General features: G+C 60.9%; 1 protein-coding gene. It reads right to left on the minus strand.

Going from position 1 to position 15,345, the window contains the following annotated elements:
* Positions 1-99 precede the first annotated feature (99 nt).
* Complete coding sequence (locus tag BLR63_RS21170) at positions 100-15,018, minus strand: retention module-containing protein (protein WP_083365969.1); 14,919 nt, start codon at positions 15,016-15,018, stop codon at positions 100-102.
* Positions 15,019-15,345 lie beyond the last annotated feature (327 nt).

Below are 15,345 nucleotides of genomic sequence, written 5' to 3' on the forward strand. Positions count from 1 at the left end.
CTGCAGGCGCCGCACCCGGCGCCTACAGAGATTACACACATTTTCCCGAAGCTGATGCCCACGGAGCACCAATCCCGAAAGATTGGCGCTCCAGGGTGATCAGTCGTGATGCTTGACGGTCAGATCACCACCAGCGATCAGGCTGTTGATCGCAGCACTGCCAGTGCCCCAGTTGACGCCATCGACCTTGATCGTCACATCGGCCGTACCGCCACCTTGCGCCGTGAACGAACCGCTGCTGCTGACACTCAGCGTCGAGTTGCCCGCCGAGTCGGTGTTCAACTTCAGGTAACTGGCCAGGTTGGTGTCGGTATTGCCTTGCAGCAAATCGGACAGGTCCAACTTATCGCCTTCACTGTGCTTGAAGTCGGTGATGGTATCGACGCCAGTCCCGGTGTTGGTATCCCCTTTGAGCCACACGAAGGTATCCGCCCCCGCGCCGCCGGTGAGGGTGTCGTTGCCCTTGCCGCCCACCAGGATGTCGTTACCCGCCCCGCCGTTGAGCACATCGTTACCGCCTTGGCCGAACAGAATGTCGTTGCCGGCGTTGCCGATCAGGTTGTCAGCACCGTCGTTGGTACCGTAGATGTTCGACGCGCTGGCCAAGGCACCCACATCAGCGACGTGCTCGGTGATGAACTGGTGCAAGGTACGGTCGTCGATGTGATCGACGGTCGTGGCCAGTTTGTCGGCCGCGAACGCCTTGAGTGCAGCACTGCCTTCAAGGTTGTTGTAGCTGATCAGGTCGCCGAACAGTATGTCGTTACCCGAACCACCGGAGAGGGTGTCGGCGCCGGTATCGGCCGCGTGACCAGTGATGGCATCCGCCAGCTTCGCGGTGTCGATCGTGGCGACGGTATGATCGGTATCAAACTGTTTGAGCACAGTGCTATCAATGTCTGAACCCAGACCGATAGCCTCGACGACAACCTTGCCTGGAACCGCGTTGACCAGATCGGAGTAGGCCGACTGGGCGTTGCTCATGGCAATGGTGGAGTTGTTATAGACCGACGCGACGTCAAAACCGCCGCTGCTGTTGGCCACCACGTCGCCTTCGTAGGTTTGATAGCCACGACTGTCGTAGGAATAGACATGGCCGGCGCCATCGACAATCACCTGAGACTTACCATTGATGATCGCGGTGACCGAGGTGGTCTGACCCAAGACGTAATTGGAGTTCTTGACGACGCTGTCAAAGTAAACAGACGAGCCATTCCGACTGCTCGAGCCCAGGTATGGGTTGCCATCAACGGCGGTGTACATGTTCGGCGCACCGTCGGTAATGAAGTACGCCAGGTTTTTTGCACCCACGTTGCTCGTGGCGTCGCTGCTCTTGAACCAATTGGTGGCGGCGCTGAACGCATCCTGGTAGTTGGTCATGTCGTTCCAGTTTGACGACATCTGAGTCAATACAGCCTGCAAGGCAGCCTTAGCAGCGACCGGGTCGGCGAGGTTGACCGAGACTTGCGCTTCAACCCGAGTATCGAAGTCGACCAGCAGTACCTTCACAACACCCGAGTCGCTTTTACCGGCATTGCTGATCAAGGTATCGAACACGGTCGCAAGCTGTGTCTTGATCGACGTCATCGCACTGCTGCCGATACTGCCCGAGGTATCGACGATGAAGGCAATGTTGTAGTTGCTGCCCGCAGTGACGATACCGCCTTTGTCACCGACCACCACGTTGTTGGCCGAGGAACTGCTCAGGTCGATGACATCGGCAGCGCCGCCGCCTTCAGTCACCACATAAGTCTGTGGCGTAACGGTAATGGTGCTGGTCGCCACCGACGAACTCAGGCTGTCAGCGCCTTCGTTGTCCTTCACCGAGATCTCGACGGTGCGATCACCCGTGGTCGGATACTTGCTGGTGCTGGAGTACTGGAACGACTCGAGCAACGACTTGTAGGTGGCCGTGTCAGCCGCGCCCGACAGGGTCAGGACGATTTTGCCACTGACGTCGGTGCCGACGCTGGTCAGGGTGACGCCTTTGTAAGTACCGCCCACTGTCACCAGGCTCGAACTGAGCTGGTCGCCCGCGCTGGCGTTTTTCAAGGTGATGGTCGCGCTTTGCATCTGGCTGCTGTCGACGTCACCGATGGCTACGTTGCCGGTGATCGCGACCCCACCGGCACTGCGCTCGGAGTAGGCCGTGCTGTAGCTGGTGAGGACAGAACCGTCTGCGGTGCTCAGGTCCAGGATTGGAGCGTCGTTGACCGAGGTCACGGTGATAGTGCCGTTGGCCGGAGCCGAGGTCAGCGGGTTGCTGCCGTCAGCGTTGCCGCTATCGGTGGCGGTGTAGGTGAAGTTCGCCGTGCCGTTGAAGTTCGCGCTCGGTTTGAAGTACACGGTGGCTTCGCCGTTGACCGCATCGATCGAGCCAGTTACTGGCTTGGTCATGGCGGCATCGGTGTAGAAGGTGCCGTTGGTTGGCGCGCCGACGGTGAAGGATTTCACGTTCGCCAGGCCATCCACGTCGGTCGCGCTCAGCTTGACGGCGATACCTACGGTTGGGTCTTCAGCACCGGTCGCGGTGGTGGCCGCAGCCACTGGCGCGTCGTTGACCGGGGTCACGGTGATGGTGCCGTTGGCTGGGCTCGAGGTCAGTACGTTGCTGCCGTCAGCGTTGCCGCTGTCGGTGGCGGTGTAGGTGAAGTTCGCCGTGCCGTTGAAGTTCGCGCTCGGTTTGAAGTACACGGTGGCTTCACCGTTGACCGCGGTGATCGAGCCAGTTACTGGCTTGGTCATCGCCGCATCGGAGTAGAACGTGCCGTTGGTTGGCGCGCCGACGGTGAAGGATTTCACGTTCGCCAGGCCATCCACGTCGGTCGCGCTCAGCTTGACGGCGATACCTACGGTTGGGTCTTCAGCACCGGTCGCGGTGGTGGCCGCAGCCACTGGCGCGTCGTTGACCGGGGTCACGGTGATGGTGCCGTTGGCTGGGCTCGAGGTCAGTACGTTGCTGCCGTCAGCGTTGCCGCTGTCGGTGGCGGTGTAAGTGAAGTTCGCCGTGCCGTTGAAGTTCGCGCTCGGTTTGAAGTACACGGTGGCTTCGCCGTTGACCGCATCGATCGAGCCAGTTACTGGCTTGGTCATGGCGGCATCGGTGTAGAAGGTGCCGTTGGTTGGCGCGCCGACGGTGAAGGATTTCACGTTCGCCAGGCCGTCTACGTCGGTCGCGCTCAGCTTGACCGCGATACCTACGCTTGGATCTTCAGCACCGGTCGCAGCAGTAGCCGCAGCCACCGGAGCGTCGTTGACCGGGGTCACGGTGATGGTGCCGTTGGCTGGGCTCGAGGTCAGTACGTTGCTGCCGTCAGCGTTGCCGCTGTCGGTGGCGGTGTAAGTGAAGTTCGCCGTGCCGTTGAAGTTCGCGCTCGGTTTGAAGTAAACCGTGGCTTCACCGTTGACCGCATCGATCGAGCCAGTCACTGGCTTGGTCATGGCGGCGTCGGAGTAGAAGGTGCCATTGGTTGGTGTACCAACGGTGAACGACTTCACGTTCGCCAGGCCGTCTACGTCGGTCGCGCTCAGCTTGACCGCGATACCTACGGTTGTGTCTTCAGCACCGGTCGCGGTGGTGGCCGCAGCCACCGGAGCGTCGTTGACCGGGGTCACGGTGATGGTGCCGTTGGCTGGGCTCGAGGTCAGTACATTGCTGCCGTCAGCGTTGCCGCTGTCGGTGGCGGTGTAGGTGAAGTTCGCCGTGCCGTTGAAGTTCGCGCTCGGTTTGAAGTAGACCGTGGCTTCGCCGTTGATGGCGTCGATCGAGCCAGTCACTGGCTTGGTCATCGCAGCGTCGGAGTAGAAGGTGCCATTGGTTGGTGTACCAACGGTGAACGACTTCACGTTCGCCAGGCCGTCTACGTCGGTCGCGCTCAGCTTGACCGCGATACCTACGGTTGTGTCTTCAGCACCGGTCGCGGTGGTGGCCGCAGCCACCGGAGCGTCGTTGACCGGGGTCACGGTGATGGTGCCGTTGGCTGGGCTCGAGGTCAGTACGTTGCTGCCGTCAGCGTTGCCGCTGTCGGTCGCGGTGTAGGTGAAGTTCGCCGTGCCGTTGAAGTTTGCGCTCGGTTTGAAGTACACGGTGGCTTCGCCGTTGACCGCATCGATCGAGCCAGTCACTGGCTTGGTCATGGCGGCGTCGGAGTAGAAGGTGCCATTGGTTGGCGCGCCGACGGTGAAGGATTTCACGTTCGCCAGGCCGTCTACGTCGGTCGCGCTCAGCTTGACCGCGATACCTACGGTTGTGTCTTCAGCACCGGTCGCAGCAGTGGCCGCAGCCACTGGAGCGTCGTTGACCGGAGTCACGGTGATGGTGCCGTTGGCTGGGCTCGAGGTCAGTACGTTGCTGCCGTCAGCGTTGCCGCTGTCGGTGGCGGTGTAAGTGAAGTTCGCCGTGCCGTTGAAGTTCGCGCTCGGTTTGAAGTAAACCGTGGCTTCGCCGTTGACCGCGTCGATCGAGCCAGTTACTGGCTTGGTCATGGCCGCATCGGAGTAGAAGGTGCCATTGGTTGGCGCGCCGACGGTGAAGGACTTCACGTTCGCCAGGCCGTCTACGTCGGTCGCGCTCAGCTTGACCGCGATACCTACGCTTGGATCTTCAGCACCGGTCGCAGCAGTGGCCGCAGCCACTGGAGCGTCGTTGACCGGGGTCACGGTGATGGTGCCGTTGGCTGGGCTCGAGGTCAGTACATTGCTGCCGTCAGCGTTGCCGCTGTCGGTGGCGGTGTAGGTGAAGTTCGCCGTGCCGTTGAAGTTCGCGTTTGGCTTGAAGTAGACCGTGGCTTCGCCGTTGACGGCGTCGATCGAGCCAGTCACTGGCTTGGTCATCGCAGCATCGGAGTAGAAGGTGCCATTGGTTGGCGCGCCGACGGTGAAGGATTTCACGTTCGCCAGGCCGTCTACGTCAGTCGCGCTCAGCTTGACCGCGATACCTACGGTTGGATCTTCAGCACCGGTCGCAGCAGTGGCCGCAGCCACCGGAGCGTCGTTGACCGGGGTCACGGTGATGGTGCCGTTGGCTGGGCTCGAGGTCAGTATGTTGCTGCCGTCAGCGTTGCCGCTGTCGGTCGCGGTGTAGGTGAAGTTCGCCGTGCCGTTGAAGTTCGCGTTTGGCTTGAAGTAGACCGTGGCTTCGCCGTTAACCGCGTCGATCGAGCCAGTCACTGGCTTGGTCATCGCAGCATCGGTGTAGAACGTGCCATTGGTTGGCGCGCCGACAGTGAAGGACTTCACGTTCGCCAGGCCGTCTACGTCGGTCGCGCTCAGCTTGACCGCGATACCTACGCTTGGATCTTCAGCACCGGTCGCAGCAGTGGCCGCAGCCACTGGAGCGTCGTTGACCGGGGTCACGGTGATGGTGCCGTTGGCTGGGCTCGAGGTCAGTACATTGCTGCCGTCAGCGTTGCCGCTGTCGGTGGCGGTGTAGGTGAAGTTCGCCGTGCCGTTGAAGTTCGCGTTTGGCTTGAAGTAGACCGTGGCTTCGCCGTTGACGGCGTCGATCGAGCCAGTTACTGGCTTGGTCATGGCGGCATCGGTGTAGAAGGTGCCATTGGTTGGCGCGCCGACAGTGAAGGACTTCACGTTCGCCAGGCCGTCTACGTCGGTCGCGCTCAGCTTGACCGCGATACCTACGGTTGGGTCTTCAGCACCGGTCGCGGTGGTGGCCGCAGCCACCGGAGCGTCGTTGACCGGGGTCACGGTGATGGTGCCGTTGGCTGGGCTCGAGGTCAGTACATTGCTGCCGTCAGCGTTGCCGCTGTCGGTGGCGGTGTAGGTGAAGTTCGCCGTGCCGTTGAAGTTCGCGTTTGGCTTGAAGTAGACCGTGGCTTCGCCGTTAACCGCGTCGATCGAGCCAGTCACTGGCTTGGTCATGGCGGCGTCGGAGTAGAAGGTGCCATTGGTTGGGCTGCCAACGGTGAAGGACTTCACGTTGTCCACGCCGTCTACGTCAGTAGCGCTCAGTTTGACCGCGATACCTACGCTTGGATCTTCAGCACCGGTCGCGGTGGTGGCCGCAGCCACCGGAGCGTCGTTGACCGGGGTCACGGTGATGGTGCCGTTGGCTGGGCTCGAGGTCAGTACATTGCTGCCGTCAGCGTTGCCGCCGTCAGTCGCGGTGTAAGTGAAGTTCGCGGTGCCGTTGAAGTTCGCGTTCGGCTTGAAGTAAACCGTGGCTTCGCCGTTGACCGCATCGATCGAGCCAGTTACTGGCTTGGTCATGGCGGCGTCGGTGTAGAAGGTGCCATTGGTTGGGCTGCCAACGGTGAAGGACTTCACGTTGTCCACGCCGTCTACGTCAGTAGCGCTCAGTTTGACCGCGATACCTACGCTTGGATCTTCGGAACCGGTTGCAGTGGTCACCACAGCTTCTGGCGCGTCGTTCACCGCAGTCACGGTGATAGTGCCGTTGGCTGGGGTCGAAGTCAGCGGGTTGCTGCCGTCAGCGTTGCCGCCGTCAGTCGCGGTGTAAGTGAAGTTCGCGGTGCCGTTGAAGTTTTCGTTCGGCTTGAAGTAAACCGTGGCTTCGCCGTTGACCGCATCGATCGAGCCAGTTACTGGCTTGGTCATGGCGGCGTCGGTGTAGAAGGTGCCATTGGTTGGGCTGCCAACGGTGAAGGACTTCACGTTGTCCACGCCGTCTACGTCAGTAGCGCTCAGTTTGACCGCGATACCTACGCTTGGATCTTCGGAACCGGTTGCAGTGGTCACCACAGCTTCTGGCGCGTCGTTCACCGCAGTCACGGTGATAGTGCCGTTGGCTGGGGTCGAAGTCAGCGGGTTGCTGCCGTCAGCGTTGCCGCCGTCAGTCGCGGTGTAAGTGAAGTTCGCGGTGCCGTTGAAGTTTTCGTTCGGCTTGAAGTAGACCGTGGCTTCGCCGTTGACCGCATCGATCGAGCCGGTTACTGGCTTGGTCATGGCGGCGTCGGTGTAGAAGGTGCCGTTGGTTGGTGTACCAACGGTGAACGACTTCACGTTGTCCACGCCATCTACGTCGGTCGCGCTCAGTTTGACCGCGATACCTACGCTTGGATCTTCAGCACCGGTTGCAGTGGTCACCACAGCTTCTGGCGCATCGTTCACCGCAGTCACGGTGATAGTGCCGTTGGCTGGGGTCGAGGTCAGAACGTTGCTGCCGTCAGCGTTGCCGCCGTCAGTCGCGGTGTAAGTGAAGTTCGCGGTGCCGTTGAAGTTTTCGTTCGGCTTGAAGTAGACCGTGGCTTCGCCGTTGACCGCATCGATCGAGCCGGTTACTGGCTTGGTCATGGCGGCGTCGGTGTAGAAGGTGCCGTTGGTTGGTGTACCAACGGTGAACGACTTCACGTTGTCCACGCCATCTACGTCGGTCGCGCTCAGTTTGACCGCGATACCTACGCTTGGATCTTCAGCACCGGTTGCAGTGGTCACCACAGCTTCTGGCGCATCGTTCACCGCAGTCACGGTGATAGTGCCGTTGGCTGGGGTCGAGGTCAGAACGTTGCTGCCGTCAGCGTTGCCGCCGTCAGTCGCGGTGTAAGTGAAGTTCGCGGTGCCGTTGAAGTTTTCGTTCGGCTTGAAGTAGACCGTGGCTTCGCCGTTGACCGCATCGATCGAGCCGGTTACTGGCTTGGTCATGGCGGCGTCGGTGTAGAAGGTGCCGTTGGTTGGTGTACCAACGGTGAACGACTTCACGTTGTCCACGCCATCTACGTCGGTCGCGCTCAGTTTGACCGCGATACCTACGCTTGGATCTTCAGCACCGGTTGCAGTGGTCACCACAGCTTCTGGCGCATCGTTCACCGCAGTCACGGTGATAGTGCCGTTGGTTGGGGTCGAGGTCAGAACGTTGCTGCCGTCAGCGTTGCCGCCGTCAGTCGCGGTGTAAGTGAAGTTCGCGGTGCCGTTGAAGTTTTCGTTCGGCTTGAAGTAAACCGTGGCTTCGCCGTTGACCGCATCGATCGAGCCAGTCACTGGCTTGGTCATGGCGGCGTCGGAGTAGAAGGTGCCATTGGTTGGGCTGCCAACGGTGAACGACTTAACGTTCGCCAAGCCGTCAATATCAGTGGCCGAAAGTTTGACTTCGATGCCTTGAACCGGGTCTTCGGAGCCGGTCGCGGTAGTCGGTGCGGCGACTGGCGCATCGTTAACGGCAATCACGTTGATCGGCAGAGTGATCGACTCGGATTTCGGATCAGCCGCGCCGTCCTGCGCGGTGGCGGTGACCGTGAGGTTCACCAGGCCGTTGGCGTTTTCCGCTGGCGTGAAGACCAGGGTGGCCTTGTTCCAGTCGCTGATGTCGACGCTTTGATTGCCAACCGTCGCGGTGAAGGTGTGGCCCGGCGTGCCATCGGTGATGGTCGCGTTGAGCGGGATGCCACCGACCTCCAGCTTGAGCGTCTCGGAGCCATCCTTGTCGGTGGCGTATGCGTCGATGGTCGACAGCTTGATCGCATGGTCTTCCAGGCCGGTGTTCAGCACCTGGGTGACGTTGATATTGTCCAGCACGCCGCCCAACGAGTTGTTTGCATCCCCAGCCGGGGCTTTGAACTCGAGTTTGGCATCACCGTCAGCGGTGACCGGCACGACGAAGGTGTAAGTCTTCATGCCAACGGTGGTGGTATCCAGGGTGCCGACTTTGACGCCGCCCCAGAATACGTCGATCACCGAATTGTCCTCGGCACCCGCGCGCGGCGAGTAGTCGACCGAGATGGTGTACGCCGTGCCGGCTTCTGCCTTGATGATGGTGTACAGGCTGGAGTCGTCGCCGGCGTTTTTCTCAAGCTCGATGACCTGGCTGTTGCCCGGGGTCTGTACGCCGTAGATGCTGCTCTGACCGATTTCGACTTGGCCGTCGGCATTCCCCGTGAGCCACGGAGTGCTCGGGGTGCCGTTGACAGGCGCGTTGTTGGCGTCATTGACCCCGACGACACCCCACGAACCATTGAGGTTGGCGCTGTCGAAGTTGATCGAGGTCACCAGGCCGCCGCCAAGCAGGCCCAGATGCGGGATATCGGTAACCGGCGCGATCGTGATGTCGGCTGTCGTCACGGCGCTCGATTTACCGCCGTTGTCGACCGCGGTGAACGTCACCTCGGTTTTGCCGCTCCAGTCGCCGGTCGGGGCGAAGTAAACCGCGGCCTTGCCGTCGGCACCCGCTGGCACAGAATCGCCGACTTTGAGTTCGGTTTGCAGCGTGGCATCGCTGTACAGCTTGCCGTTTTCCGGCAAGGTGGTGATGACAAAGTTGGAGACGGTACCGTCCACATCCTTGCCGTCCAGCACGATCTTGGCGGTATGGTCTTCATCGGCGGTGGTGTTGTCGGCCGATGCAGTCGGGGCGTCGTTGACCAGGTCGATAGTGACCTTGCCGGTGGCGCTGCCAGTTTCCGGCGGTTCGCGATCCGGGTTGCTGCCGCCGATGTCAGTCACATCAATGGTGACGGTACGGTCGGTGCCGACAGGATTATTGCCCGGGCTCTGGAAGGTGATGGCTTCAACCAGCTTGACGAAGTCGGCGGCGCTGCTGCCGGCCGTCGAGTCGCTGGTGAGGGTGTAGACGACTTTCCCATCGGCGGCGCTGCCGCTTTGGGTGACGGTGATCCCGGCAACGGACAGGGCCTTGAGCACATCGGTATTGCTGAGCAGATCACCCGCAGCCAGGTGGTCGACAGTGACCACGACTTTGCTGAAGGTGGTGTTGTCGACGTCTTTGATGATCAGGTTTTCGACCAGTGCGACCGCATCCTTTTGTTCAGTGAACGTGGTGCTGTCGAACTTGACGTCAGGCGCATCGTTGACCGCAGTGACGGTGATGGTGCCGTTGGCCGGAGCCGAAGTCAGCGGGTTGCTGCCGTCAGCGTTGCCGCTGTCGGTCGCGGTGTAAGTGAAGTTCGCGGTGCCGTTGAAGTTTTCGTTCGGCTTGAAGTAGACCGTGGCTTCGCCGTTGACCGCGTCGATCGAGCCGGTTACTGGCTTGGTCATGGCGGCGTCGGTGTAGAAGGTGCCGTTGGTTGGCGTGCCGACGGTGAACGACTTCACGTTGTCCACGCCGTCTACGTCGGTGGCGCTCAGCTTGACTTCGATGCCTTGAGCCGAGTCTTCGGAACCGGTCGCGGTAGTCGGTGTTGCTACCGGCGCGTCGTTCACCGCAGTCACGGTGATAGTGCCGTTGGCTGGGCTCGAGGTCAGTACGTTGCTGCCGTCAGCGTTGCCGCTGTCGGTCGCGGTGTAGGTGAAGTTCGCCGTGCCGTTGAAGTTTTCGTTCGGCTTGAAGTAGACCGTGGCTTCGCCGTTGACGGCGTCGATCGAGCCGGTTACCGGCTTGGTCATCGCAGCGTCGGTGTAGAAGGTGCCGTTGGTTGGGGTGCCAACGGTGAACGATTTTACGTTGTCCACGCCGTCTACGTCGGTGGCGCTCAGTTTGACCGCGATGCCTACGCTTGGGTCTTCAGCACCGGTCGCCGTGGTCGCCACAGCTTCTGGCGCATCGTTGACCGGGGTCACGGTGATGGTGCCGTTGGCTGGGCTCGAGGTCAGTACGTTGCTGCCGTCAGCATTGCCGCTGTCGGTGGCGGTGTAGGTGAAGTTCGCCGTGCCGTTGAAGTTTTCGTTTGGCTTGAAGTAGACCGTGGCTTCGCCGTTGACCGCGTCGACCGAGCCGGTTACCGGCTTGGTCATCGCAGCGTCGGTGTAGAAGGTGCCGTTGGTTGGCGTGCCGACGGTGAAGGACTTCACGTTGTCCACGCCGTCTACGTCGGTGGCGCTCAGTTTGACTTCGATGCCTTGAGCCGAGTCTTCAGAGCCGGTCGCGGTAGTCGGTGTTGCAACCGGCGCGTCGTTCACCGCAGTCACGGTGATGGTGCCGTTGGCCGGAGCCGAAGTCAGCGGGTTGCTGCCGTCAGCGTTGCCGCTGTCGGTCGCGGTGTAGGTGAAGTTCGCGGTGCCGTTGAAGTTCTCGTTCGGCTTGAAGTAAACCGTGGCTTCGCCGTTGACCGCGTCGATCGAGCCGGTTACTGGCTTGGTCATCGCAGCGTCGGTGTAGAAGGTGCCGTTGGTTGGGGTGCCAACGGTGAACGATTTTACGTTGTCCACGCCGTCGACGTCGGTGGCGCTCAGTTTGACTGCGATACCTACGCTTGGATCTTCAGCACCGGTCGCAGTGGTCGCCACAGCTTCTGGCGCGTCGTTGACCGGGGTCACGGTGATGGTGCCGTTGGCTGGGGTCGAGGTCAGTACGTTGCTGCCGTCAGCGTTACCGCTGTCGGTGGCGGTGTAGGTGAAGTTCGCCGTGCCGTTGAAGTTTTCGTTTGGCTTGAAGTAGACCGTGGCTTCGCCGTTGACCGCGTCGATCGAGCCGGTTACCGGCTTGGTCATCGCAGCGTCGGTGTAGAAGGTGCCGTTGGTTGGCGTGCCGACGGTGAAGGACTTCACGTTGTCCACGCCGTCTACGTCGGTGGCGCTCAGTTTGACTTCGATGCCTTGAGCCGAGTCTTCAGAGCCGGTCGCGGTAGTCGGTGTTGCTACCGGCGCGTCGTTCACCGCAGTCACGGTGATGGTGCCGTTGGCTGGAGTCGAGGTCAGTACGTTGCTGCCGTCAGCGTTGCCGCTGTCGGTGGCGGTGTAGGTGAAGTTCGCGGTGCCGTTGAAGTTCTCGTTCGGCTTGAAGTAAACCGTGGCTTCGCCGTTGATGGCGTCGATCGAGCCAGTTACTGGCTTGGTCATCGCAGCGTCGGTGTAGAAGGTGCCGTTGGTTGGGGTGCCAACGGTGAACGATTTTACGTTGTCCACGCCGTCGACGTCGGTGGCGCTCAGTTTGACTGCGATACCTACGCTTGGGTCTTCAGCACCGGTCGCCGTGGTCGCCACAGCTTCTGGCGCATCATTGACCGGCGTCACGGTGATAGTGCCGTTGGCTGGGCTCGAGGTCAGTACATTGCTGCCGTCAGCGTTGCCGCTGTCGGTCGCGGTGTAAGTGAAGTTCGCGGTGCCGTTGAAGTTTTCGTTTGGCTTGAAGTAGACCGTGGCTTCGCCGTTGACCGCGTCGATCGAGCCGGTTACTGGCTTGGTCATGGCGGCGTCGGTGTAGAAGGTGCCGTTGGTTGGCGTGCCGACGGTGAACGACTTCACGTTGTCCACGCCGTCTACGTCGGTGGCGCTCAGCTTGACTTCGATGCCTTGAGCCGAGTCTTCGGAACCGGTCGCGGTAGTCGGTGTTGCTACCGGCGCGTCGTTCACCGCAGTCACGGTGATAGTGCCGTTGGCTGGGCTCGAGGTCAGTACGTTGCTGCCGTCAGCGTTGCCGCTGTCGGTCGCGGTGTAGGTGAAGTTCGCCGTGCCGTTGAAGTTTTCGTTCGGCTTGAAGTAGACCGTGGCTTCGCCGTTGACGGCGTCGATCGAGCCGGTTACCGGCTTGGTCATCGCAGCGTCGGTGTAGAAGGTGCCGTTGGTTGGGGTGCCAACGGTGAACGATTTTACGTTGTCCACGCCGTCTACGTCGGTGGCGCTCAGTTTGACCGCGATGCCTACGCTTGGGTCTTCAGCACCGGTCGCCGTGGTCGCCACAGCTTCTGGCGCATCGTTGACCGGGGTCACGGTGATGGTGCCGTTGGCTGGGCTCGAGGTCAGTACGTTGCTGCCGTCAGCATTGCCGCTGTCGGTGGCGGTGTAGGTGAAGTTCGCCGTGCCGTTGAAGTTCTCGTTCGGCTTGAAGTAGACCGTGGCTTCGCCGTTGACGGCGTCGATCGAGCCAGTCACTGGCTTGGTCATGGCGGCGTCGGTGTAGAAGGTGCCGTTGGTTGGGGTGCCAACGGTGAAGGACTTCACGTTGTCCACGCCGTCTACGTCGGTGGCGCTCAGCTTGACTTCGATGCCTTGAGCCGAGTCTTCGGAACCGGTCGCGGTAGTCGGTGTTGCTACCGGCGCGTCGTTCACCGCAGTCACGGTGATAGTGCCGTTGGCTGGGCTCGAGGTCAGTACGTTGCTGCCGTCAGCGTTGCCGCTGTCGGTCGCGGTGTAGGTGAAGTTCGCCGTGCCGTTGAAGTTTTCGTTTGGCTTGAAGTAGACCGTGGCTTCGCCGTTGACCGCGTCGATCGAGCCAGTCACTGGCTTGGTCATCGCAGCGTCAGTGTAGAAGGTGCCGTTGGTTGGCGTGCCAACGGTGAACGATTTTACGTTGTCCACGCCGTCTACGTCGGTGGCGCTCAGTTTGACCGCGATACCTACGCTTGGGTCTTCAGCACCGGTCGCCGTGGTCGCCACAGCTTCTGGCGCATCGTTGACCGGGGTCACGGTGATGGTGCCGTTGGCTGGGGTTGAGGTCAGTACATTGCTGCCGTCAGCGTTGCCGCTGTCAGTCGCGGTGTAGGTGAAGTTCGCGGTGCCGTTGAAGTTTTCGTTCGGCTTGAAGTAAACCGTGGCTTCGCCGTTGACCGCGTCGATCGAGCCAGTCACTGGCTTGGTCATGGCGGCGTCGGTGTAGAAGGTGCCGTTGGTTGGGGTGCCAACGGTGAACGATTTTACGTTGCCCACGCCGTCTACGTCGGTGGCGCTCAGTTTGACCGCGATGCCCTGGGCCGAATCTTCAGCTCCGCTCGCTGCAACGGCCACGGCTACCGGCGCATCGTTAACCGGCGTCACCGTCACGTCCAGCGTGCTGCTCGAACCGGTATTGGTGGTGTAGCCGATTTGCGGCACTTCACCGTTGAAATCCTTGACCGGGGTAAACACATACGCGCCATCCGTACCGATGGTGACGGTACCGACGCCGTCGATAATCGCGGTTTGGCCGGCGTTATACGTGGTGTTGCCAACGGTGAACGTCGCAACGCTCAGCACGTTGTCGATGTCGCTGTCATTGCTCAGCACGTTACCAGTGGCAATCTGCTCCTCGGCAACCGTATTGGTGTCTGCAACCAGCACGCTCGGGTCGTCGACAGCCACTACGGTGGTAGTGGCGGCTTCCGGGTTGACGGCCAGGTTTTCGTAGTTACCGCCGCTTGCGCCGGTAATGGTGGCGCTGACGATCAGGTCTTTGCCGTCGGCCAGGTTTGCCGGCGTGTCGACGCTGACGGTGCCCGTGGTTTTACCGGCTTCGATGACGATGGTGGTGTTGTTGGACAGCGTGATGGTGACATCGGTCTGCGCGGCGTTGTTCACGGTCGCGGTATAGACGATCTTGCCGCCCTCATCGACAGACTCGTTCGCGCTCAGCGTGACGGTGGTGGTGTCGATGGTGTCAGTGATTTTCGTAACCGCCGGCGCCGGGTCGGTGGTGATGATCAGGTTGCCGCCGCCGGACGTGCCGGCGATGGTGGCGGAGATCGACGAGGCGTCCAGATAAGGCGTGTCATGACCCGCGAAGGTGACATTCAGCGCGCCCGCGGTCTGGCCGGCTGGGATCACAACGGACAAGCCGTTGGACAAGGTAATGGTCAGGTCACTGGTCGGCGCTTGGGTGACAAACGCGGTGTAAACCACGACGCCACCGGCTTCGGTGATGCTCGGCGTGGCGGTCAAGGTGATGGTGACGCTGCGCGGATCGAGGCTGTTATTGGTAGTGGTGGCGAACAGGCTGGTCGCGGCGTCGGCGGCATTCAAACCGTTCGTCGGATAACCGATGGAAGGGGCAACCGAACCTGCGGTGGCCTCCAGCACGACAAAGCTGTGGCCGCCACCCGCAGCGCCGCCCGCGTCCGTGCCAGTAGCAGTGGGGCCGGCAGCGGTGGCTTCAAGGTTTTGGGTCGGGTCGACACCAGCAGCGATGGCTTGCTGCAGTTCGGCAACGGAGGGTGCTTCTTGGGCAGTGGCGGCACTCAGGTCGGTCACTGAATCAGGCGCGTTCGCGCTCCATTGAGTATCGCGACCCAGGTCAAGGGTGCGGCCATCGGCCAGCTCCAGCGACACCGAGCCAGCAGGACCGGTTTCCACCTGCTCCCCTGCAAACAAACGATCCCCTTCTACCAGCACGCGACGAATCCCTTCCGGGGATACCGCAAACACTTGACCGACAATGCTTTTGACGACCGCAACGCTGCTCATAAAAGACTCTCCGTGTATTACCGTTCAGGGGTATCCATCATGGAGACCGGCCTTTGTTTCTCGTGCCGATTCAATAGCTGGAGTACGTTAATCCCGCGTAAAAAATTTGGCGCCAATAATTCGCCGTTTCATTCAGCGAATTACTTTTCCGTCAAGGTATTGACCTATTTGATGCCATCCTAAACAATCCGTCTCGTAATGTCACATTGATATTTTAGGCGGCATCGCGACTCTCTGTTTGCACCGTTCAACACTCATGACAAGCAGTGATTTCGGTTGCCACGCCAATGAGCTATACCAAGTCTGCTGCGGTTTTCCAGGCAACCA

The sequence above is a fragment of the Pseudomonas extremaustralis genome (assembly GCF_900102035.1).
Taxonomy (GTDB): domain Bacteria; phylum Pseudomonadota; class Gammaproteobacteria; order Pseudomonadales; family Pseudomonadaceae; genus Aquipseudomonas; species Aquipseudomonas extremaustralis.

Coding starts and splice junctions, on each gene's coding strand:
- BLR63_RS21170 (WP_083365969.1), bottom strand. CDS start 15,018: ATGAGCAGCGTTGCGGTCGTCAAAAGCATTGTCGGTCAAGTGTTTGCG.